The 21,325-nt window shown below is 75.1% G+C and carries 20 protein-coding genes and 1 pseudogene; 10 read left to right on the top strand and 11 right to left on the bottom strand.

What is annotated here, in order from left to right; translation table 11 throughout:
- Window positions 1-315: pseudogene (locus ABZW32_RS34360) on the bottom strand (hypothetical protein); the annotation flags it as partial.
- Window positions 316-403: 88 nt separating this feature from the next.
- Between ABZW32_RS34360 and ABZW32_RS34355 the strand changes: the two are divergent.
- From ABZW32_RS34355 to ABZW32_RS34345, 3 genes are read left to right on the top strand one after another with little or no spacing between them, the layout of a single operon-like run.
- Window positions 404-1,465, top strand: coding sequence for a 3-oxoacyl-[acyl-carrier-protein] synthase III C-terminal domain-containing protein (locus ABZW32_RS34355; protein WP_356223816.1), 1,062 nt, complete (start codon window positions 404-406; stop codon window positions 1,463-1,465).
- A gap of 7 nt (window positions 1,466-1,472) precedes the next feature.
- Window positions 1,473-2,063, top strand: a complete 591-nt coding sequence (locus tag ABZW32_RS34350) for an isoprenylcysteine carboxylmethyltransferase family protein (RefSeq protein WP_356223814.1) — start codon at window positions 1,473-1,475, stop codon at window positions 2,061-2,063.
- Window positions 2,060-3,094, top strand: coding sequence for an NAD(P)/FAD-dependent oxidoreductase (locus ABZW32_RS34345; protein ID WP_356223811.1), 1,035 nt, complete (start codon window positions 2,060-2,062; stop codon window positions 3,092-3,094). Before ABZW32_RS34350 ends, ABZW32_RS34345 begins: the two co-directional genes overlap by 4 nt.
- 51 nt (window positions 3,095-3,145) lie before the next feature.
- On the opposite strand, the gene ABZW32_RS34340 is transcribed toward ABZW32_RS34345, so the two are convergent.
- Window positions 3,146-4,246 carry a hypothetical protein gene (locus ABZW32_RS34340; RefSeq protein ID WP_356223808.1) on the bottom strand — a complete coding sequence of 367 codons (1,101 nt, stop codon included), beginning with the start codon at window positions 4,244-4,246 and terminating at the stop codon, window positions 3,146-3,148.
- A gap of 314 nt (window positions 4,247-4,560) precedes the next feature.
- Between ABZW32_RS34340 and ABZW32_RS34335 the strand changes: the two genes are divergently transcribed.
- Entirely contained in the window at window positions 4,561-5,724 is a 1,164-nt protein-coding gene (locus ABZW32_RS34335; protein ID WP_356223805.1) for a serine hydrolase domain-containing protein, read from the top strand.
- Window positions 5,725-5,763: 39 nt separating this feature from the next.
- Here ABZW32_RS34335 and ABZW32_RS34330 read toward each other — a convergent pair whose 3' ends face one another.
- The gene (locus tag ABZW32_RS34330) at window positions 5,764-7,107 is read right to left on the bottom strand and encodes a M64 family metallopeptidase (RefSeq protein WP_356223803.1); all 1,344 of its coding nucleotides are present in this window, start codon (window positions 7,105-7,107) and stop codon (window positions 5,764-5,766) included.
- Between the two features lie 176 nt (window positions 7,108-7,283).
- Here ABZW32_RS34330 and ABZW32_RS34325 point away from each other — a divergent pair, with 176 nt between their 5' ends.
- On the top strand, window positions 7,284-8,684 hold the full coding sequence (locus tag ABZW32_RS34325; protein ID WP_356223801.1) for a helix-turn-helix transcriptional regulator: 1,401 nt from the start codon (window positions 7,284-7,286) through the stop codon (window positions 8,682-8,684).
- Window positions 8,685-8,784: 100 nt separating this feature from the next.
- Here the strand turns inward: ABZW32_RS34325 and ABZW32_RS34320 are convergent, their stop codons facing one another.
- The 4 genes from ABZW32_RS34320 to ABZW32_RS34305 form a co-directional block, all read right to left on the bottom strand.
- Complete coding sequence (locus tag ABZW32_RS34320; protein WP_356223799.1) at window positions 8,785-10,308, bottom strand: MFS transporter; 1,524 nt, start codon at window positions 10,306-10,308, stop codon at window positions 8,785-8,787.
- Window positions 10,309-10,356: 48 nt separating this feature from the next.
- Window positions 10,357-10,932 (bottom strand): hypothetical protein, encoded by a 576-nt coding sequence (locus ABZW32_RS34315; protein WP_356223797.1) that lies wholly within the window; start codon window positions 10,930-10,932, stop codon window positions 10,357-10,359.
- A gap of 209 nt (window positions 10,933-11,141) precedes the next feature.
- Entirely contained in the window at window positions 11,142-11,390 is a 249-nt protein-coding gene (locus ABZW32_RS34310; RefSeq protein ID WP_356223794.1) for a DUF6158 family protein, read from the bottom strand.
- A gap of 52 nt (window positions 11,391-11,442) precedes the next feature.
- Window positions 11,443-12,489, bottom strand: a complete 1,047-nt coding sequence (locus ABZW32_RS34305) for an AI-2E family transporter (protein WP_356223792.1) — start codon at window positions 12,487-12,489, stop codon at window positions 11,443-11,445.
- 113 nt (window positions 12,490-12,602) lie between these two features.
- Between ABZW32_RS34305 and ABZW32_RS34300 the strand changes: the two genes are divergently transcribed.
- The gene (locus tag ABZW32_RS34300; RefSeq protein ID WP_356223790.1) at window positions 12,603-13,916 is read left to right on the top strand and encodes an MFS transporter; all 1,314 of its coding nucleotides are present in this window, start codon (window positions 12,603-12,605) and stop codon (window positions 13,914-13,916) included.
- 67 nt (window positions 13,917-13,983) lie between these two features.
- Complete coding sequence (locus ABZW32_RS34295) at window positions 13,984-14,721, top strand: hypothetical protein (RefSeq protein ID WP_356223788.1); 738 nt, start codon at window positions 13,984-13,986, stop codon at window positions 14,719-14,721.
- 49 nt (window positions 14,722-14,770) lie between these two features.
- On the opposite strand, the gene ABZW32_RS34290 is transcribed toward ABZW32_RS34295, so the two are convergent.
- A complete protein-coding gene (locus tag ABZW32_RS34290; RefSeq protein ID WP_280917208.1) occupies window positions 14,771-15,121 on the bottom strand; it encodes a hypothetical protein in 351 nt (116 codons plus the stop codon).
- Window positions 15,122-15,270: 149 nt separating this feature from the next.
- On the opposite strand from ABZW32_RS34290, the gene ABZW32_RS34285 reads away from it, so the two are divergent.
- Together ABZW32_RS34285 and ABZW32_RS34280 are read left to right on the top strand one after the other, a co-directional pair.
- Window positions 15,271-16,350: an alpha/beta hydrolase-fold protein gene (locus ABZW32_RS34285; protein ID WP_356223786.1), complete on the top strand. Its 1,080-nt coding sequence runs from the start codon at window positions 15,271-15,273 to the stop codon at window positions 16,348-16,350.
- A gap of 59 nt (window positions 16,351-16,409) precedes the next feature.
- Window positions 16,410-16,622, top strand: coding sequence for a hypothetical protein (locus ABZW32_RS34280; protein ID WP_356223784.1), 213 nt, complete (start codon window positions 16,410-16,412; stop codon window positions 16,620-16,622).
- On the opposite strand, the gene ABZW32_RS34275 is transcribed toward ABZW32_RS34280, so the two are convergent.
- The 3 genes from ABZW32_RS34275 to ABZW32_RS34265 all read right to left on the bottom strand — a co-directional run bounded on the left by ABZW32_RS34275 (window position 16,591) and on the right by ABZW32_RS34265 (window position 18,825).
- The gene (locus ABZW32_RS34275; RefSeq protein ID WP_356223783.1) at window positions 16,591-16,830 is read right to left on the bottom strand and encodes a hypothetical protein; all 240 of its coding nucleotides are present in this window, start codon (window positions 16,828-16,830) and stop codon (window positions 16,591-16,593) included. The two genes, ABZW32_RS34280 and ABZW32_RS34275, sit on opposite strands and share 32 nt — an antisense overlap.
- 142 nt (window positions 16,831-16,972) lie before the next feature.
- Entirely contained in the window at window positions 16,973-17,644 is a 672-nt protein-coding gene (locus tag ABZW32_RS34270) for a response regulator transcription factor (RefSeq protein WP_356223780.1), read from the bottom strand.
- The gene (locus ABZW32_RS34265) at window positions 17,641-18,825 is read right to left on the bottom strand and encodes a sensor histidine kinase (protein WP_356223779.1); all 1,185 of its coding nucleotides are present in this window, start codon (window positions 18,823-18,825) and stop codon (window positions 17,641-17,643) included. The genes ABZW32_RS34270 and ABZW32_RS34265 overlap by 4 nt, the downstream gene beginning before the upstream one ends.
- A 256-nt stretch (window positions 18,826-19,081) precedes the next feature.
- On the opposite strand from ABZW32_RS34265, the gene ABZW32_RS34260 reads away from it, so the two are divergent.
- A complete protein-coding gene (locus tag ABZW32_RS34260) occupies window positions 19,082-21,283 on the top strand; it encodes an MMPL family transporter (RefSeq protein WP_356223777.1) in 2,202 nt (733 codons plus the stop codon).
- Window positions 21,284-21,325 lie beyond the last annotated feature (42 nt).

The following is a 21,325-nucleotide window of genomic DNA, read 5'->3' as shown; positions in this document are numbered from 1 at the left end:
GCCGCGCCACTTCGAGGCGGACTTCTTGGCCTCGCGGGCCTCGGTCAGCAGCCGGGGGGGGCGGGCCGCGGCGGCCAGCGCCCCCGCGAAGAGGGTGACCCCGGCGGCGGGCACGGGGTGACACGCCCTCAGCAGCCCGCCCACGAGGGCGACGGGCGCGGCGGCCGCCGCCGGAGGAAGGACGGCGGCCGCCGCGGAGCCGTGACCGGAGCCGGGACCGGGGGCGGGGCCGGGAGCGGGACCGGGAGCGGGACCGGAGGCGGGGCCGGGAGCGGGACCGGAGGCCGGACCGGGAGCGGGACCAGGAGCGGGCACGGCGTCACGCTACGCCGTGACGGCACGCCCGTCGCGCACCCTTCGCGCCGTTCGCCGGATGGCGGCCGTTCTTCCCTATGTTGGGCCAATGACACGTGTCCTGGCAGTGAGCAGCGTGTTCCCGCCCCACCTGTACCCCCAGCCGCAGATCACGGAGGCACTGGCGCGCTGTCTGCCGCCCGGCACCGACCCCGCCCTGCTGCGCCGGGTGCACGCCTCGGTGCGGGTCGACTCCCGTCATCTCGCGCTCCCGCTGGAACGCTACGGTCCGGGCACCGACTTCGGCGCCTCCAACGCCCTCTTCGTCCGCGCCGCCCTGGACCTCGGGGCCGCGGCCGTGGAACGCGCCCTGGCCGGTGCCGCGCTGACGGCCGGGGAGATCGACCTGGTGCTGTCGACGACCGTCACCGGGCTGGCCACCCCCTCCCTGGAGGCCCGGCTGGTGGCCCGCACCGGGATGCGCCCCGACGTGCGCCGGATGCCGCTCTTCGGCCTCGGCTGCGCGGGCGGCGCGGCCGGACTCGGGCTGCTGCACGAACAGCTGACGGGCCGTCCCGGGCTGGCGGCGCTGCTGCTGTCCACCGAGCTCTGCTCGCTCACCCTCCAGCCCAGCGACACCTCGATGGCGAACCTGGTGGCCGGGGCGCTCTTCGGGGACGGTGCCGGAGCCCTGCTGGCGGTGGGGGCCGGCCATCCCCTGCACGAGACCGGCGCCGGGCCCGTGGTGGTGGCCGCGCGCAGCCGCCTGTACCCGGGCACCGAGCACCTGCTCGGCTGGGACATCGGCCACTGGGGTTTCCGGATGGTGCTGGGCCGCGAGGTGCCGGAGCTGGTACGGCTGCACGTGGTGGAGGAGGTCGAGTCCTTCCTCGCCGGCCACGACCTCAAGCCCTCGGACGTCGACACCTGGATCTGCCACCCCGGCGGCCCGAAGATCCTCGACGTGCTGGCCGGGGCCCTGGGACTGCCGGAGCGCGCCTTCGCGCACAGCCGCCGCTCGCTGGCCGTGGCGGGCAACCTCTCCTCCGCGTCCGTCCTGCACATCCTCGGGTCCGTCGAGGCGGCCGGTCCGCCGCCGCCCGGATCGGTGGGGCTGATGCTGGCCTTCGGCCCCGGTTTCGCCTCCGAACTCGTCCTGCTGCGCTGGTGAGGTCCTGATGCCGACGACCCCCTACCTCCTGCTCCTCGCCCTGGTGGCGGCCGAGCGGATCGCCGAACTGGTCACCGCCCGGCGCTATGCCGTCCGCAGCCTGGCGCGCGGCGCCCGGGAGTACGGCCGCGGACACTACCCGGCCATGGTCGCGCTGCACGCCGCCCTGCTCGCGGGCTGCGCGCTGGAAGCCCCGTACCGGCCGTTCCTGCCCGTCCTCGGCTGGACGGCGCTCGGCCTCGCGGTGGCGGCGCAGGGCCTGCGCTGGTGGTGCGTCGCCACGCTCGGGCCGCGCTGGAACACCCGGGTGCTCGTGGTCCCCGGGCTGCCGCTGGTCACGGGCGGGCCGTACCGGTGGCTGCGGCACCCCAACTACGTGGCGGTGGTGGCCGAGGGGCTCGCGCTGCCCCTGGTGCACTCGGCGTGGCTGACGGCGACCGCGTTCACGGTGCTCAACGCCCTGCTGCTGCGGGTCCGGATCACCTGCGAGGACCGGGCTCTGGCCACCTGCGGCGGGGCGGGGACCCCCGACGCCCACGCCGCCGCCGGAGGTTCTGGCGTCCCGAGGACCTCCGGGCTCCCGGGGGTCGCGCCGTGATCGACCTGCTGGTCGTGGGCGGCGGCCCGGCGGGACTGGCGACCGCGATCCACGCGGCGCTGGCCGGGCTGGAGGTGGTCGTCCTGGAACCTCGGCCCACTCCGATCGACAAGGCCTGTGGGGAGGGCCTGATGCCGGGCGCCGTCCGCCGGTTCGAGGAGCTGGGAGTACCGGTGCCCGGCCGGCCCTTCCACGGGATCCGTTACGTGGACGGGGTGACGGGCCGCAGCGCGGAGGGCCTGTTCGGCGCCGGCCCCGGGCGCGGCACCCGCCGTACCGAACTCCAGGCGGCGCTCGCCGCGCGGGCCGGGGAGCTGGGCGTACGGATCCTCGCGCGGCGGGCCGGCGAGGTCCGCCAGGACGGGCACCGGGTCGGCGCGGGCGGCCTGACGGCCCGGTACCTGGTGGCGGCGGACGGACTGCACTCCCCGGTGCGGCGCGCCCTGGGCCTGGCGGTACCGGCCCCGGCGGGGCGGCGCGCGCGGTACGGACTGCGCCGGCACTACCCCGTGGCGCCGTGGAGCGACCTGGTGGAGGTGCACTGGGCGCACGACTGCGAGGCCTACGTGACCCCGCTGGGACCGGACCGGATCGGGGTGGCGGTGCTGACCTCGCGGCAGGCGCCCTTCGACGTCCAGCTGGCCGACCGCTTCCCGGCGTTGGTGGCCCGGCTCCCGTCCCCCGCGCCGGGCGCCGCCGTGCGCGGCGCCGGACCGCTGCGCCAGCGGGCCCGGACCCGGGTGTCGGGGCGGGTGCTGTTCGTCGGGGACGCGGCCGGGTACGTGGACGCGCTGACCGGGGAGGGGCTGACCCTGGCCGTCGCGGCGGCGGGTGAGGCCGTACGGTGCGTGCGCGCGGGCCGGCCGCAGGAGTACGAGCGCGCCTGGCGGGAGCTGTCGCGGGCGTACCGCGTCCTGACCTCGGGCCTGCTGTGGGCGCGCGGGCGGCCGGCGCTGGCCGGGCGGGTGGTTCCGCTGGCGGCCCGCCTGCCCGGGGTGTTCACGGGCGCGGTGAACCTGCTGGCACGGTGAGAGGGGCCCCGGCCGCGCAGTAAGCGGCCGGGGCCCCTCGTCCGGGTGGGGTCAGGCGGTACCGCCCGCCCCCGTGTGCGCCGGCCGGTACGTCAGCGCCAGGCCGGCCAGGACCGCCCCGACGCCGGAGCAGAGCACCGCCGTGACGCCGGCCCAGGGGTGCGCCCCGCCGAGCGCGCCCAGGAGGGGGTCGAAGAACACCACACCGCCCACGACGTGCAGGGTGACCACCGCGAGGGCGGCCACGGCCGAGACCCGCCAGACCACCGCGGTGTCCCGTATGGCCAGCAGCGCGCCGACGAGGAGACACAGCAGGGCCGCGGCCGGTGCCGTCCACCGGGCGGGATCCCCTCCGGGCAGGGCCGAGGCCAGGTCCTGCGGCAGGTGCAGGACCCCGCACAGCACCAGCGCGGCGGCCGTGGGCCAGCGCAGGACGTGGCGCAGCGCGCCCCTGTCCCGGGCCGGACCCGTCACCGGCACGGGCGGCGCCGCGGGTACGGGGCGGCGCTCGGGGGGTGGGGGCGGTGCCAGGGGCGGCCGGGTGGGCCGGACCGCGGCGGGAGATCCGTCGGCGGGCCCGCGGGGAAGCCCGCCGGCGAGCCCGCCGCGATGCCCTTCGGTGAGCCCGTCGGTGAGTCCGTCGGGATCCTTGTCGGGCCCCAGGATGCTCGCCAGGAGGGCGACGTCCTCGATGGACCGGCCGACCGCCGCCGCCCGCAGGGTGATGTCGGCCTCGGCCTCCTCCTGGGGCTGCTCGGCCAGCAGGGCGACCATCCGCCGGACCTCGTGGACGGGCCGGGAGACGGCGGCCGCGCGCAGCGCGTCGTGGCCGGGGCTGGGGGGTTGGCCGGTCTGCTTCAGGAGGCTCACCAGGGCGGTGACCTCCTCGACGGGGCGGCAGGTGGCCGCCGTCTCCAGCAGGGTGCGCATCGGTTCGTTGTGGGGTTCGGGGTGGTTCCCGGCGCCGGGCCCGGTCTCCGGTGGCGCCGCCGCCGGGGCGGGCGGGGCGGTGACCGGCGGGGGGCCGTCGGCGGGGGCCGGGGTGTCGGCGCGGGTGCCGGCCGGGGGTCGGTCCGGGGTGGGGTCCGGAGTGGGGGGTGGACCGTCGCGGTCGTCGTGTGGGGTGGCCGCGAGGGTGCTGGGGTCATTCATGGAAAGCTCCGTTCGCCGACACGCGGGTCTACACGTCGCGCGCCGGTCATCGTGCGTCATGGGAATCGCACGCTTCGTTACATTCAGCGCCACGGACCGGCACTGCGCCATTCGGGGCGGGCAAACGGGTCTGTGCCGTGCCCGTACGGGGCTGCGGGCCGGACACGCCCCCGGCCACCGCCTCCCGGGGACGGCGCGCGCGGGAGAGTGGCCCGGCGGGATCCGCCCGGTCGACGCGGCCTCCGCACGCCACCGCGCCCCTCGGGACGCGCTCCGGGCGCCCGCCCCCACCCCGTCCTCCGGAAGGTGAAGCCATGAGCGGTCTGCGCGAGGTCCTGGAACCGTACGTGGGCGGCGCGGCGGCGCCCGGGGCGGTGGCCCTGGTCGCGCACGGCGACCGGGTCGAGTCCGTGGCCCTCGGCCAAGCGGAGGCGGGCGGGGACACCCCGATGGCCCCGGACTCGCTCTTCCGGGTGGCGTCGCTGACGAAGCCGGTCGTCGCCGCCGCGGTGCTGATGCTCGCCGAGGAGGGTCTGCTCACCCTGGACGCCCCGGTGGCGCCCTGGCTGCCGGAGCTGGCCTCGCCGGTGGTCGTCCGCCGGCCCGGCGGGCCCGTCGACGACGTGGTGCCGGCCCTGCGGCCCGTCACGGTCGAGGACCTGCTGACCTTCCGGGCCGGCTGGGGCTTCCCGTCCGACTTCAGCCACCCGGCCGTCGGGCTGCTGTTCAGCGAGCTGCGGCAGGGGTCCCCGGAGCCGCAGCGGATCGCGCCGCCCGACGAGTGGATGGCGGCCCTGTCCCGGATCCCGCTGCTGCACCAGCCGGGCGAGGCGTGGTTGTACAACACCTGTTCCGACGTGCTCGGCGTGCTGATCGCGCGGGTCTCGGGGCGGACCCTGCCCGGGTTCCTGGCGGAGCGGATCTTCGGGCCGCTGGGGATGGCCGACACCGCGTTCTCGGTCCCGGAGGGCGTGCTCGGCCGGTTCACGGGCTACTACCGCGCCGGTCCCGAGGGGGGTGCCCCGGAGCTGGTGGACGCCCCCGACGGCCAGTGGAGCCGCCCGCCCGCGTTCCCTTCGGGCGCGGGCGGTCTGGTTTCCACCGCCCCAGACCTGTACGCCTTCGCGCGGATGCTGCTCGCCGGAGGGCGCGCCGACGACGGACGTGCCCTGCTGAAGGCCTCTTCCGTACGGCAGATGACGACCGATTGGCTGACACCGGCCCAGCGCAAGGGCGGCGAACTGTTCCTGGAGGGGCAGGGCTGGGGCTTCGGCGGCTGCGTGGACGTCGTGGCGCGGGATCCGTGGAACGTCCCCGGCCGCTACGGCTGGGTGGGCGGTACGGGCACGACCGCGCACATCGTGCCGTCCACCGGGACGGCCGCCGTCCTGCTGACCCAGCTGGAGATGAGCGGCCCGACCCCGCCCGCGGTGATGCGGGAGTTCTGGACGTACGCGGCCGGGCGGCGACACCCCTGAACCGGCGCCGCCACCCGGCCGGCCGCGCCCGCGTCCGCGTCAGAGCCGGACGGTCCAGCTCACGGTCGAGGTGAGGGTGCGGGCGACGGCGGGATCGCGGACCGCGGGGGTCCGGTCCTCGGCCGTCACCGTCAGCTTGTGGGCGCGCAGGTCGAGCAGCCACAGGTCGGCCACGCGCACCTCGTGCCGGCCCGCGAACCGCTTGAGTTCCCGTCCGTCGAGGTACCAGCGCACCACCAACTGGCGTCCGTCCGGGCCGGCCAGGCGCGGAACGGCCGCCTTCGCGGTGTGCCGCAGCCGCAGGGCGCGGTCGGTGGGGGTGAGCGCGGTGACGAGGTTCGCGTGGCGGTGGAACCCGCCGATCATCGCCTCGACTCCCGGGAGGTTGAAGGGCTTCCCCAGCACCCGCATGATCGAGCCGTCGGTGGGGCGGTAGAGGCCGGTGACGTAGTAGCCGCCCCCCTCGTACGCGCCGACGGTCCCGCCGTCGGGGGACGGTTCGCCCAGCCAGCGGTACCACTTGGCCCGCTGCGCCGCCATCCGCTCGGCGTCCAGCGTGGAGGTGTTGGCGTCGGCGGGCTCGGGGCCGGTGTACTTCTCGTAGTCCGGCACGCCCGGGTAGAAGTACTCGTCGGCGAGCTTGCCGAGGGAGTGCCCGGTCTCGTGGATGGCCACCTGACCGGACTTGGGGTGTCCGGCGGAGGCGGTGGAGATCCCCTCGTAACCGAGGGTGGCACTGGGCTCGTTGTACCCGGCCCCGCCGTACTTGGCGCTGTTGGCGAGGACGATGACCAGGTCGGCCGCGGGCGCCTTGGCCACGTACCCGTCCACCTTGGGCTGGTCCACGCACAGCAGCCGCTCGATGGACTCGCACCAGAAGTACGAGCCGAGCGCGGTGTCGCGGACGGTGTCCGGGCCGGGGTCGCCGGAGACGCCGGACTGGGCCGAGACGGCGTCCACGGTCCAGACGTTGAAGAGGTCGCGGTAGGTCGTGTAGGGCTCGACGGCCGTGACCTCGGCCCACTTGGCCCGGGCGTCGGCGTGGAACTGCCCGAGCTGGTCGGCGGTGTAGCCGTCGCCGATCACGACCACGTCCAGCCGGTCGGCGGTGGGGCCGTTGTCGATCATTTTGGCGACCTGGCCGTCGGCCTCCCGGGCGGCCCCCGAGAGGCGGGACGCGGCCTTGGCGGGCCCGGCGGCCGGCACCCGGACGTGCCCGGAGCCGGCTTCGCCGCCGTGCTCCGGACCGGGTATCTCGACCTCGACGGAGGTGCGGTGGGGCGGGTCGGCCGCCGCGACGGGCGCGGTCGCGGTCAGGAGTGCGGCGCCCGCGCAGAGCGCGGCGAGGGCCGCGCGCAGGGCCGGCCGGACGGCTGGTGTCATGAAGTCCTCCGCCTGGAGCAGGAGTGGGGGTGGGGGGTCGGAGGAGCGGGTTAAGCGCGAACTTAAGTCCACTGAACCGGCTGCTTAAATTAGGCGGCGCGCGGGGCGTGCGCAATGGGTGACTCCCGCTCGATACTGGGGAGTTGGAGCAGGCGGCGGCACAGCGAGGGGATTTCATGGACGAACCGGCCGAGATCGGGCGCAGGGTACAGCGGCTGCGCGCGGAACGCGGGCTGACCCAGCGGCAGTTGGCGCAGCCCGACTACACCCCCGCCTACGTGTCCACCCTGGAGGCGGGGAAGGTGCGGCCCTCGGAGACCGCCCTGCGCTTCCTCGCCGGACGGCTCGGGACCTCGTTCGAGGAGCTGGCCACGGGGCGGCCGGCCGGCCTGGCCACCGCGCTGCGCCTCGCCCTGACCGACGCCCAGAGCACCCTCGCCACCGGGACGGCGCGGGAGGCGGCCCCGCAGTTCGGCCGGCTGCTCGCCGAGGCGGAGCGCCTGGGCCTCACCGACGAGCGGGCCGAGGCGCTGCTCGGACTCGGCGAGTGCGCCCTGGAGTCCGGGGCGCTCGACGAGGCCGCCGGGCACTTCGAGGCGGCGGAGCTGCTGCTGTCCGGGGAGCCGCTGCCGCGGCGGGCGCGGGCCGTGCGCGGCCGGGCGGTCGTACACCTGCTCGCCGGTGAACTGCGCTACGCCTGCTACCTGCTGGAGTCCGCGATCGACGCCCTGAACGCGGGCGGCCTCGGGGATCCGGAGGCGCTGCTCCTGCTCTACACCGCGGTGATCGGCCCGTACCTCGACATGGGCGCGCGGACCCGGGCGGCGCAGGCCGCCGAACTCGCGCTGGCGCTGGCCCCGCAGGTCGGGGACCCCGCGCTGGTGGCGGGGATGCACCGGCAGGTGGCACGGACGTTCCTCGCCGACGGGCGGACGGCCGACGCCGACGCCGCGCTGGCCAGGGCCCAGGCGGTGTACCGGCAACTGCGGCTGCAGACGGACCTGGCGCACTGCCACTGGATGCGCGGCTACGTCCGGGCGCAGCACGGGGAACTGGACGCGGCCGAGCGGGAGCTGCGGTGCGCGCGGGAGATGCTGACGGCCCGGCGGGCGGCGCTGTACACCGCGCAGGTGGAGGTGGAGCTGGCCGACGTGCTGCGGCGGCTCGGCCGGTACGAGGAGGCGGTGGACCTGGTCTCGGGGCTGCTGGAACCGGACGCGGCCGGCGGGAGCGTGGCCGCGGCGGCCGTGCACGCGGGGGGTGCGCACCGGCTGCTGGGGCTGGTCGCGCAGGAACGCGGGGAGACGGAGGCGGCCGAGGAGCACTACGTACGGGCGTTGTCGCTCCTGGAACGCAGTGGGGCGGACGGCGATCTGGCGGAGGTGTGCCGGCTGCTCGGCGACCTGCTGCGGCGGGCGGGCCGCACCGAGGCGGCGATGGACGCGTACCGCACCGGGCTCGGGCACCGCGCGGCGGCGCCCGGCACGACCACGCTGGGCCCGGCCCCGGCGACCCCCCACCCGGCTCCGGTCCGGGCCGGGTCCCCCCGGACGGGGCCGCTCCCGGCGCCGCGGTGAGGGCGGCGCCGGGAGCGGCGGATCGGGAGCGGAGGACCGGCGGCGGACCGGGGAGGACCGGGGCCGTACGGCCGGGAGCGCGGCCGGGGTGGCCGACGGGTCAGTGGTTCTCGGTGGGCTGGAGGTCGTGCGGGATCATCGCCCAGGTGGTGACCGCGGCGGCGACCGCCAGGGCCCCGGCCAGCAGGAACGCCGGGGTGATCGCCAGCGTGTAGGCCTGCGAGGCCGTCTCCAGCAGGGCCTGTCCGACGGCTCCGCCCAGCTGCTGCGCGGTGTGCGCGGCCTCGCCCACGGAGTCCCGTACGGCGCTCGCGGCCGGGCCGTCCAGGTCGAGCACCGGCAGGTTGCCCCGGTAGAGGGCCGCGGCGGTGCTGCCGAGGACGGCCACGCCCATCGCGGAGCCCAGTTCGTAGCAGGTCTCCTCGATGGCGGCGGCGCTGGAGACCTCGTCGACGGGCGCGGTGGACATCAGGGTGACCGAGGCCACGGTGGTCGCCATGCCCGCGCCCAGGCCCATGACCGTCAGGGCCCCCGCGAAGGCCGGGTAGCCGAGGTCGGTGAACTGCTGGAGGGTCCAGGGAAGGGCCATGCCGGCCGCGAGGACCACCAGTCCGGCGCCGAGGACGTGCCGGATCGGGAAGCGCTGCATCAGCGTCGGCGCGACCATCGAGCCGCAGATCAGGGCGAGCGGCGCGGGCAGCAGGCGCAGTCCGGCCTCCAGCGGGGTGTAGCCCTGGCCGTACTGGAACCACTGGGTGACGAGGAAGAGGATCGCGCCCATCCCCATCATCGGCAGGAAGATCGCGGTGGCGGCGACGCTGAAGGCGGGCTTGGCGAACAGCCGGACCTGGAGCAGCGGGTTGTCCAGGCGCAACTGGCGGCGGACGAACACGGTGAGCGCGACGGCGGCCACGGCCAGCAGGGCCCACGGGAGCGGGTCGCCGACCCCGGCCTTGCCGAGCTCCTTGATGCCGCCCGCGAGGGCGAGCATGCCGACGATCGACTGGGCGACACCGGCCCAGTCCCAGCGGCCGGTGCTGCGCGGGTTGCGGGATTCGGGCAGGTAGCGCAGGCCGGCCGCGACGATCACGGCGGCGACGGGGAGGTTGAGGAGGAAGGCGGAGTGCCAGCCGTAGTCCTGGACCAGGAGGCCGCCGACGACCGGGCCGAAGGCCATGCCGCCGCCGAAGACGGCGGCCCAGACGGCGAGCGCGAAGGCGCGCTCCTTGGCGTCGGTGAAGACGGTGCGCAGGATCGAGAGGGTGGACGGCATGATGGCCGCGCCACCGATGCCGAGCAGGGCGCGGGCCGCGATCAGGTGCCAGGCCTCGGTGGAGAACACGGCGATCAGCGAGGCGAAGGAGAAGATCGCGAAGCCGGTCATCAGGAGCCGCTTGCGGCCCCAGCGGTCACCGAGGGCGCCGGCGGTGACCAGCAGGCCGGACAGGGCGAGGGCGTAGACGTCGATGATCCACAGCTGCTGCACGGCTCCGGGCTGGAGGTCGGCGACCAGCGAGGGGAAGGCCACGTTGAGGATCGTGGTGTCCATCGAGATGAGCAGGAGGCTGCCGGAGAGGATCGCGAGGACGATCCAGCGGCGCGGGTCCCGCGTGGGGGTGTGCATGGGGTTCCGTTCTGGTCTGTGCAGGGGCTTGCCGCCCGGGGCGGCTGATCAGGCGGTGGGGGCGGGCCGCGGCCCGGGGGGACGCGCTCCCCCGAGGAAGGACGTCAGGACGAGGCGGCCGAGCTCGCGGCGGGCGAGGTGGCCGTCGCGCACGCCTTCGGCGGCGGCGTCGAGCAGGCCCCAGAGGGAGTACCAGATCCAGTACGGGGGCAGGTCGACGCGCAGCCGTCCGAGCCGCTGGCCCAGCGCGAGGAAGGCGAGGGCCCGCTGGTCCTGGCGCTCGATCCCGGCGCGGAACGCGGGATCGGCGAGCACGGTGGCGTCGCGCGAGGTGAACCCGTACAGGTGGGCGGCGGGCAGCAGGGCGACGACCAGTTCCTCCAGCGCCGCGTCGAAGGAGGCGCCGTCGGCTCTCTCCGCGTGCAGGTCGACGGGGGCGAGGCAGCCGTCGACCACCTCGATCGACCGGGCGGCGACCGCCTTGATCAGCGCCTCGCGCGTGGCGTAGCGGCGGCCGAGCGTGGCGCGGCTGGTGCCGACGCCGGCGGCGATCTGCACCATCGAGGCGCTGTGATCGCTCGCGAGGACGCGCGCCACCGCGTCGAGCAGTTCTTCTTCACGCATAGGAATGAGCCTCCTTCGCCTCGAACGATACATATTTGTCTCACTCGATGCAAAGAGAGCTCACCTGATAGGCACTCGTCTCCCCCGTACCTCACCGAGGGGTGGGCGTCGCACACGTACGGTTCGGGGCGGCCGGGTTTCGCCGGGGCCGCGGCGGGCAGAAGGCGTGTGCCGCCCCGCGCATTCGCGGGGCGGACCAGGTTCCGGTGTCAGTCCTCGACCGCGGTACGGGCGCGGGCTCCCGTACGGGTCCGGCCGGCGGTGGTGGCCCGCCGCGGGTGGCGCCGGAGGTACTCCTCCTCCAGCTCCTTCAGCCGCTGGGTGTGCGTGGCCAGCGCGTCGTCCGACCCGTGCAGCAGGGTCTCGTGGCGCGTGCGGTGGATGGTCTCCAGCTCCTTGAGCAGCCGGCCGTCCTCCAGCTCGCCCGCCGCCGTTCCACGGGCCGTGTGCTCCGCCATGGCAACCGCCTTCCACGTCGCCCCCAGGTTCCACGGTAAGGGGGCCGCGCGGTCACGGCGGCCCGGGGACGGGAGCGCGCAGGACGGAGCGGACCGACCAGATCACCGAGACCAGCGGGACGGCCACGACGGCGCCGACCACCCCGGCCGCGATGGCGCCCGCGACCACCGAGACCGCGACCACCAGGGGGTGCAGCCGCACCGCCCAGCTCATCACGAGCGGGTGCAGCAGGTGCCCCTCGATCTGGCCGATGATCACGATCAGCGCGACCACGACGGCGGCGGTCACCGGCCCCTTCGCCGCGAGGGCCACCACCGCGGCCACGGCGAGGGCGACGGGCGAGCCGATGAGCGGCACGAAGGCGGCGACGAACTCCAGCAGGGCCAGCGGGACGGCCAGCGGGACTCCGAGGAGGGTGAGGGCCACCCCGACGAGGAGGGCGTTCGTGGCCGCGACGAGCACGATCCCGTGGGTGTATCCGGTGAAGGTGCGCCAGGCCGCGCGCCCGCCGACGGCCACCCGCCCGCGCGTCCGTTGCGGGAGCTGCTCGCAGAACCACTCCCACTGCCGGCCGCCGCCGTGCAGGAAGAACACCGAGGAGAACACCGCGAGCGCCAGCGTGGTGAACACCTGCACGAGTTGCCCGGCCCCGGTGACGGCCGTGTTCAGCAACGTGGAGCGGTGGCTGGAGACGTACGCGCCGATCTTCGACTGGAGGTCGGACAGGGCGTGCGGGTCCAGCCGGAAGGGCGGCCGGGCCAGCCACCGTTCGATGCTGGTCAGGCCCTCGCGGAACTCCCTGCCCAGGGTCCCGCTCTCCCCCGCCACCGCCTCGCCGACCAGCGCGAGCACGCCCATCAGCAGCACGGCGCTGCCGACCAGGCTCACCGCGACCGCGAGGGAGCGGGGCATCCGGCGGGCCAGGATCCGGGTGGGCGGGCCCAGCAGGGCCGTGATGACCAGACCGAGGAAGAGGGCCACGGTGATCTCGTGGAAGCGGCCCAGGACGACGAAGACCGCGTACACGGCGGCACCCACGACCAGCAGGCGCCACGCGTAGGACGCGGCCGTGCTCAGGAACGGGGACACCGGCGGCATGCAGCATGGGTGCCACGGCGGGACGCCCGTGCCACGCGCCGGGCCGCGTATTCGCCCGTCCGGGGAGAAAATGCGTTGCCGCGGCGGGCGGGGCCCGCGCACGATGGCCCGTCGTGAGTAGATCCCGATTGGCCTCCGTACTGCCCGATCTGTCCCCGTGGCGCTCCAGCCGGGACTTCCGGCTGCTCTTCTTCCAGGGGACGGTCACCTTCTTCGGCTCGTTCATGGCGATGATCGCCCTGCCGCTCCAGATCAAGCACCTGACGGATTCGCCGCTGGCGGTCGGTGCCATGGGCGCGGTGGAGCTGGTCCCGCTGCTGGTGTGCGGGCTCTACGGGGGCGCCCTCGCCGACGCCGTCGACCGGCGGCGGCTGATCCTGCTGACCGAGGCCGGGCTCGGGGTCCTCTCCCTGGTGCTGCTGGTGAACGCGCTGCTGCCGCACCCGCTGCTGTGGCCGCTGTACGTGGTCGCGGCCGGGGTGTCCGCGCTGACCGGGCTGCAACGGCCCGCGCTGGACTCGCTGATGGCGCGCATCGTGCCGCACGACCAGCTGAGCGCCGCGGCCGCGCTCAACGGGCTGCGCTACCAGTTCGGGGCGATCGCAGGCCCGGCGCTGGCCGGCGTGGTCGTCGCGTACGCCGGGTACGCGCCCGCGTACTGCGTCACCGTCGTGGGGTTCCTCGTCTCGGTGCTGCTGTGTACGCGGCTCAGCCCGGCGCCCCCGGTCGGCGGCGGGGCGCGCCCCTCGCTGCGGGGGATCGCCGAGGGCGCGCGGTACGCGTGGAGCCGGCCGGTGCTGCTGGGCACGTACGCCGTCGACCTGGCGGCGATGTTCTTCGCGTTCCCGAACGCGATCCTGCCCTTCCTCGCCGACGAGCTCGACGCGGTGTGGGCGCTCGGCCCGATGTACGCGGCGGGCGCGGTGGGCTCCCTGGTGCTGGGGCTGACCAGCGGCTGGGTGTCGCGCGTCCGGCGGCACGGGCTGCTGGTGGTCTGCGGGGCGGCCGTGTGGGGTCTGGCGATCGCGGCGGCGGGCTGGTCCTCCGGTATCTGGGTCGTCCTGCTGTGCCTGGCGGTGGCCGGTGCGGGCGACATGCTGAGCGGTCTGGGGCGGGCCACGATCTGGAACCAGACGATCCCGGAGGAGCTGCGCGGGCGGCTGGCGGGCATCGAGGTGCTCTCGTACAGCTGCGGTCCGCAGCTCGGCCAGGTCCGGGCGGGCACGATGGCCGGATGGACCGGTACCCGTCCGGCGTTCTGGAGCGGCGGACTCGCCTGCGTGGCCTCGGTGGCGCTGCTGGCCGCGCTGCTGCCGAAGCTGATCTCCTACGACGCCGACACCGACGAGGACGCGGCCCTGCGCCGGGCCGCGCGGGAGGCGGACCAGGCCGGTCCGCCGCCGCGTCAGGGGGCCGCCGCGGCCTGACGGGCCGTGGGGCCCGAACGGCGGTCCTCACGGTGCGCGGCCCGGCCGGGGCCGGGAGGGTGACGGCATGGGCTCATGGTGGTACCGCAACATCCTGGAGCCGGGCAAACTGCCGCTGCTCCTCGCGCTGTCCGCGTTCGTGGTCACCTTCGCCGTCACCCGGGTCATCACCCGGATGATCCGGGCCGGGAAGGGCCCGTTCCGCAACGTCACACCGGGTGGGCTGCACGTGCACCACGCCGTGCCCGGGGTGGTGCTGATGACCGTGGGCGGGTTCACGGCCATCGCGGGGGGCCGCACGGGGTGGGGCTCCTGCATCGCGGCCGTGCTGTTCGGCATGGGCACGGGCCTGGTGCTGGACGAGTTCGCGCTGATCCTGCACCTGAGTGACGTCTACTGGAGCAAGGAGGGGACCATCAGCGTCGAGGTGGTCATCCTGACCTCGGCGCTCGCGGCCCTGCTGCTGTGCGGGTTCTTGCCGCTCGGGGTGGACGGGCTGACGCCGGACGAGGAGCACAACCGGCTGACCGCGGTCGGGACGGTGGTGTTCAACCTGCTGCTGGCCGTCGTCGCCCTGTTCAAGGGGAAGCCGCGGATGGCCGTGCTCGGGGCGATCGTCCCGATGATCGCGCTCGTCGCCGCGGTGCGCCTGGCCCGGCCGGTGTCCCCGTGGGCGCGCAGGTTCTACCGGCGGCGGCCGAGGGCGCGGGCGCGGTCCCTCAAGCGCGCCTACCACCACGACCGGCGCTGGAGCGCTCTGCGGCGCCGGGTCGACTACCTGATCGGCGGCGCGCCCAGCCGGTAGGAACGGCGGTGGTCCCCCGGGCGGCGCCGCCCGGGGAACCGGGGGCCGCTCAGGCCTCGGCGGGCACGGCCGGGGCGGCTTCGAGCTGCCAGGCGTGGCGCTTGAACTCGCGGCGGAAGTCGGCGTGGTCCTCCCACTGACGGGCGATTCCGCGCAGCACGTCCCAGTGGTGTTCCACCGACTGGTCGATGACGTTGCGCATCCGCTGGTCGGCGGTCTCCCGCTGCTCGAAGAGCCCCTTCACCGCCGACGCCTCCAGCACGCTGTTGCGCAGCGCGCGCAGGGCCCGGGAGGTGTCGTCCATCGCGAAACCGCGCTCACTTCCGGTCTCCGCGTCGAACAGCGGGGTCAGCCGCGCCTCGATGAACGCGGTGATCCGCTCGAAGTGCTGCACGTCCATCAGGGGTCTCCCTTTCCCGCCGTGCGCGCGCCAGGGGCGCGGCACGGCCCTTCGAAACTGCTCGGGGCCGAGCTCCGTTGCAGGATACGAGGTCCGCCCGACCGGCCTGCCACAGGTCCGCTTCCGCCGGAAGGGGACATACTGCTGCCGTGAACGACACGGTCGGTGCGGGACGGCACCGCGGGCGCCCACGACGGCGCCGGTGGATCGGGGCTGCGGTGGCGGTGGCCGTCGCGGGGGTTCTGGCGGGAGGAGCGCTCGTCCGCGACGACGCGTTCTCGGACACGGGCGACACCGTACGGCTCGACGAGGGCGGGGGGCGGGCGCGGGGCGAGCCCGTGGACGCCCTGACCCAACTGCCCACCGGCCCCGTGCCGGAGCTGAGGATCGCCGCGACGATCCCGGAGGACGGCAGCAAGGTGCTGGTGACCACCCTCGCGGGGAAGAAGTCGGGGTTCACGGGCAAGGTGTGGCTGTGGCTGCCGCCGCAGTACAAGGAGGCCCGGTACGCGCACAGCGGCTTCCCGGTGATGATCGCGCTGCCGGGCGGTCCGGGTTTCCCCGTCAACTACTGGATGGACCGCAACCTCAAGCTGGAGGCGAGCATCTCCGCGTGGTCCAGGGACGGCAGCAGCCTGCCGTTCATCCTGGCCATGCCGGTGCTCAACCCCCGGACGGACGGGAAGGAAGGACTCTACTGGGACGGGAGCGACATCCCGGGGCAGCCGAAGATGGGGACCTGGCTGACCGAGGACGTGCCCGATCTGGTGCGGTCGGCCTTCCGGACCATCAAGTCCCGTGACGGATGGGCGTTCATGGGGAGCTCGACCGGTGGTTTCGCGGGGCTCAAGGCGGTGCTGCAGAAGCCGGACCGGTTCAAGGCCGTGATCGCCGGGGGTCCCGACATCCTGCCCGACTCCCGCCTGTGGCGCGGGTATCCCCGGGAGAAGCTGGAGAACAGCCCGCCGGAGCTGGCGCGGCGGCTCATCGACCGCAACGGGCCCGAGGTCTACCTCGCCTTCCAGGTCGGCACCAAGGGCAGCGACGTGCGCTGCCGGCCGCAGGTCGAGAACTTCATCCGGCAGTACGGGACCGGGCCCGTGAAGACGAGGTTCCACGTCGACGAGGGCGGCGGGCACAACGCGCGCACGTACGTCCCCGGCATGCACGACGGGGCGCTGATCCAGTGGGTCAGCGCGCACATGCGCGGTCCGGTCTCCGGCGGCTGAGGCGCGGCGGCGGGCGAAACCCGTGGCGGCGGGGGTCCGGCCCGGGGTTCAATGCGGCCATGGAGAACCTGGTCGCCCCGGTCTGGGAGGCGCTGCCCGAGGACGTACGCGCGCACGTGGACGGCCTGTTGCTGCTGGACCGCCGCATCATGGCGGTGAAGGCCGTCCGTGACGCCTCACCCGAGCCCGCGCCGGGGATCCGGGCGTGCGTCGACATGCTGGAGGAGCGGCGTACGGCGCTCATCGCCCGGGGTACGGCGCCGGCGGGGTGACGGCCAGGACGGGCGGGGCCGGGGAGCCGTGGCGGTGGCCGCAGGGCTCGAAGACCAGGAGCACCGGCTCGCCCGGGCGTTGGCGCCAGGAGATCCGTTCCGGGGCGTCGGCGCACACCGGGCAGGAGGGCAGCGGGCCCGGCCGCACCGCGCGCAACTCGGGCGCGGACGCGCGCGTCGGCGGCGGCACGGTCTGCGGATCACGCATGGCGGCTCCCTGGTCGGGCGGTGTCACTCCCCGCACTGTGCCATGACCGGTGCCTGCTCCGCACGGGCGAATCCTCCAGTGTTCCGGCTGGTCAGAGGGGAGTCCGCCGGTCCGCACCGGGTGCTCTGCGGACACTTGGTGATCAAGCGGGCTTCCGCTCGGCCTCCACCAGCCCGGATTCGTAGGCGGCGATGACCGCCTGGGCGCGGTCGCGGACGCCGAGCTTGCCGAAGATGCCGGTGATGTGGTTCTTGACCGTGGAGACGCTGATGTCCAGCTCCGCGGCGATCTCGGCGTTGTCGAAGCCGCCGGCCAGCAGCCGCCAGATCTCCAGTTCGCGCGGGGTGAGTCCGGTGGGCGACGCCGGAGCGGCGGGCCGGGGCTCGCGCGCGGAGGCCCGTACGTAGGTGGAGATCAGCCGGGTCAGCAGGCGGGGCGCGACGGCGGCCTCGCCGGCGTGGACGGTGCGGACGGCCGCGATCAGTTCCTCGGGGGAGACGTCCTTGGGCAGGAAGCCGTAGGCGCCCGCGCGCAGGGCGGCGACCACGTACTCGTCCATGTCGAAGGTGCTCAGGGCCAGCACCCGGGACTCGGGCCGGACGCGAGCCAGTTCGCCGGTGGCCCGGACCCCGTCGAGCACGGGCATGCGGATGTCCATGACCACCACGTCGGGGCTCAGCCGGCCGGCCAGTTCCACGGCCTCCGCCCCGTCGCCCGCCTCGCCGACCACCTCGACGTCCGGGTGGGGGGCCAGGATCAGGGCCAGGCCGCGCCGGACCAGCGGCTGGTCGTCGGCGATGAGCACGCGGATCATCGGGGGGCTTCCTCTCCCTCGGGGGCGCCGCCTCCCGGTGCCACCGGGAGGCGGGCCGCGACCCGGAACCCGCCCGCGTCGAGCGGGGCGGCCTCCAGGGTGCCGCCCTGCAGGGCGACGCGTTCACGCATTCCGATCAGACCGTACCCGCCGCGGCCGGGCGGCCGTGCGGGGGCCGGTCCGTTGCCGGATCCGCTGCCCGGTCCGTCGTCGCTCACCTCCACGGTCACCTCGTCCGAGCGGTACGTCAGCCGTACGCGGGCCCGCGCGTCCCCGGCGTGCTTGCGGGTGTTGGTCAGGGCCTCCTGCACCACCCGGAACACCGTCAGGCCCACGGTGGGCGGGAGCGGGCGGACCGGGCCCCGTACGGTGAACTCCGTCTCCATCCCGGCGAGCCGGGACTCGGTGACGATCCGGTCCAGGTCCCCGGCGCCGGGCTGCGGGGCGGGCGGGCCCGTTTCCGGCTCGTCCCCGGCGCGCAGCACGTCCAGCAGCTGCCGCATCTCCGCCAGCGCCATCCGGCCGGAGCCCTCCAGGGTCACCAGGGCCTCGCGGGCCGCTTCCGGATCGTGCGCCAGGTTGGCCCGGGCCCCGCCCGCCATCAGCTGCATGGTGGTGATGTGGTGGGCCACGATGTCGTGCAGCTCCCGGGCGATCCGGCGGCGTTCCTCGGCCACCGCGCGGTCGGCGAGCAGGATCCGGTTGGCCTCCACCTCCCGCTGCCGGCGCTTGACCACGAATCCGGTGGCGACGACGAGGAGGGTGGCCGCCACGTTGGCGAGTGCGCCGAAGCCGGGGTCGAACGGCAGGCCGCCCTGGCCCAGGCTGTTCAACGGCGCCGTCAGGAGGGCGGCCACGGCCACCACGGCGGCTCGCCGGGCCACGGCGACCGAGTACAGGGCGACGGCCGGGGCGAGACCGAAGTGCGGCGACACGGATGCGGTCAGGTTCACCACCACGCCCAGGATCAGTACCACCGCCAGCGTCGCCACCGGGTGGCGGCGCCTGGCGACCAGGGCCAGTCCCGCGGCCACCACGGCGGCCGCCGCGGTGACCTCCAGCGGGGCGCCATCGAACCGGGTGTCGAAGCCGAAGCCCGTGAGGTCCACGGCCGCCGCGCCCACGGCCACCAGTGCGTCGTTGCGCGTCCACGTCAGCCGCTCGGCGCGGGTCGTGCTCATCGGTGTCGGTCCTCCCCCGCGGACCGCCGTCCCGGCCGCCCTCCTCGGTCCATTCTCACACCGGCCGGCCCCCCGGTCGCCCTCCCCGAGGACCGCTGCGGACCAGGACCAGGGTCCTGGTCCGGGCCCGTCCCCGGACCCTGGTACCGGCCGGGAACTCCTCCTTGACCAGGACGTTTTCCCGTCCGGCCGGTGATGGTCTGGAGACGTGCCGGGCACCCCGGCGCCATCGTGACGGACCGACCGGAGGAGAACAGTGATCCGCGCCCTGACGGGATGCTCGACGAGGAACGCGTGGAAGGTGATCGCCCTGTGGGCCGTGCTGGGCATCGGGCTGGCCATCCTGGGCCAGGTGTTCGTCTTCCGCGCCACCCAGCCCGGCAACGACGGCTTCCTGCCCGCCACCTACGATTCGGCGGCCGCGCTGCGCATCTCCGAGGAGAGCTTCGGCGCACGGCCCGACAGCGATCCCGTGACGGTGCTGGTGGCCCGTACGGACGGCGGCGCGCTCGGCGCCGCCGACGAGCGCAGGATCGAGGAGGTGTCGGCGCGCCTGGCGGGGCGGAAGATCGTCATGCCGAGGAGCGAGGACGACACGCCCTTCAACCAGGACCACTCCCAGGTCCCCCGGATCGGCGCCGGGATGACGTCCCCCGACCGCTCCTTCCGGCTGCTGACGGCGGAGCTGAAGGGCAATCCGCAGGACCCGGGGGTGCAGTCCACCTACCGGGAGTTCCGGGAGCAGACCCGCACGGCGTTCCGGGAAGCGGGCCTGCGCACGGGGTTCACGGGCGGGCTGGCCGCGGCGGTGGACACCGCCGACGCGGAGAAGACCCGGTCGACGGTGGTCGGCGCGGTGGTCATGGGCCTGATCGTGCTGCTCCACGTACTGGTCTTCCGCAGTGTGCTCGCGGCGCTGCTGCCGCTGGTCGCGATGGCGGTGATCGGGGGTGCGGCGGCCGGCGCGGTGATCATGGCGTCGATGGCGACCGGCATCCGGCTGGCCCCCTCCACCCCCGGGCTGATCAACGTGGTGCTCATGGGCATCGGCATCGACTACTTCCTCTTCCTGCTGTTCCGCTTCCGGGAGCAGTTGCGGCTCCACCCCGGGCAAACGGGCCGGGAGGCCGCCGCGGAGGTCGCGGGCCGGGTGGGGACCGCCGTCACCTCCGCCGCGCTGACGATCGTCGCCGCGTTCGCCACGCTCGGGATCGCCTCGTTCGGCCAGTTCCGGGTGCTGGGCCCGGCGATCGCGCTGTCCGTGCTGGTCATGCTGCTGGGCAGCCTGACGCTGATGCCGGCGCTGCTGGCCGTGAGCGGGCGCAAGATGTTCTGGCCGTCGCGCTCCCTGCGCCGGGAGCCGCGCGCGGGCCTGGCGGGGCGGCTCGGCGGGCTGACGGCCCGGCGTCCGGTGGCGCTGGTCCTCGTCTCGGTGGCGCTGCTCGGCGCGCTGACTGCGGGTCTGGCCGGCATCCGCGTGGACTACGGGCAGTCCGGCGCGGACGGGGAGCGGACCGCCGCCGCGCGGACGGCCGAGGAGATCTCCCGTTCGCTGCCCGCCGGGGTCTCGGACCCGACGAGCGTGCTCGTCGCCTCCCGGGACGGCGCTCCGCTCGGCGCGGAGCGGGTGGCCGGGCTGGCCGGGGCCCTCGCCCGGGTGCCCGGGGTGGGCCGGGTGGCTCCGACCGTGCTCAGCGAGGACGGGAAGGCGGCCCGCATCGACCTGCTGCTGACGGTGGAGTCCGGCGGGCAGGAGGCCCGCGACCTGGTCTCGGGGCCGGTCCGCACGACGGTCCGGGCGAACCTGCCCGCCGGGACCGAGGCCCACGTCGGCGGAACGGCGTCGGTGTTCGCGGACATCGCGGTGGCGGTCGACGAGGACCTGAAGGTCATCTTCCCGGTGGCCGCGGTGCTGATCGCCGTCATCCTGCTGGTCCTGCTGCGGAGCCTGCTCGCCCCGCTGGTGCTGATGCTCGCGGTCGGACTCGGCTTCGCCGCCACGCTGGGGGCCTCGACGCTGGTCTTCCAGCACGGGCTGGGGCGGCCCGGCGTGGACTTCACGCTCCCGCTGGTGCTGTTCCTGTTCGTGGTGGCGCTGGGCACCGACTACAACATCCTGATCAGCGACCGGATCCGCGAGGAGATGGAGCGGCCCGGACCGGCCCGGGCGGCGGTGGCCCGCGCCGTGCGGCACACCGCGCCGGCGATCGCGACCGCCGGGCTGGTGCTCGCCGCGTCCTTCGGGAGCCTGGCCGTCAGCCCGCATCCCGGTACCCAGCAGACCGGTTTCGCGACGGCGGTCGGGATCCTGCTCTCCGCCTTCGTCCTGTCGATCGTGCTCGTGCCCGCGCTGGCCGCGCTGCTGGGCCGGTCGCTGTGGTGGCCGCTGCGGCCGCGCCCCCGCGGCGGTGAGCACCCGGCGGCCCGCCCGGAGGCCGAGCGGGTGCCGGTGGGCTGAACCGGCCGCACCGGGAACGCCGCGGCGCGCGGGACCACGACG

It is taken from the genome of Streptomyces sp. NPDC004667, assembly GCF_040609475.1.
Lineage (GTDB): Bacteria > Actinomycetota > Actinomycetes > Streptomycetales > Streptomycetaceae > Streptomyces.
Note: the sequence above shows the minus strand (reverse complement) of the source record. Positions and strands in the feature narration are given on the sequence as shown.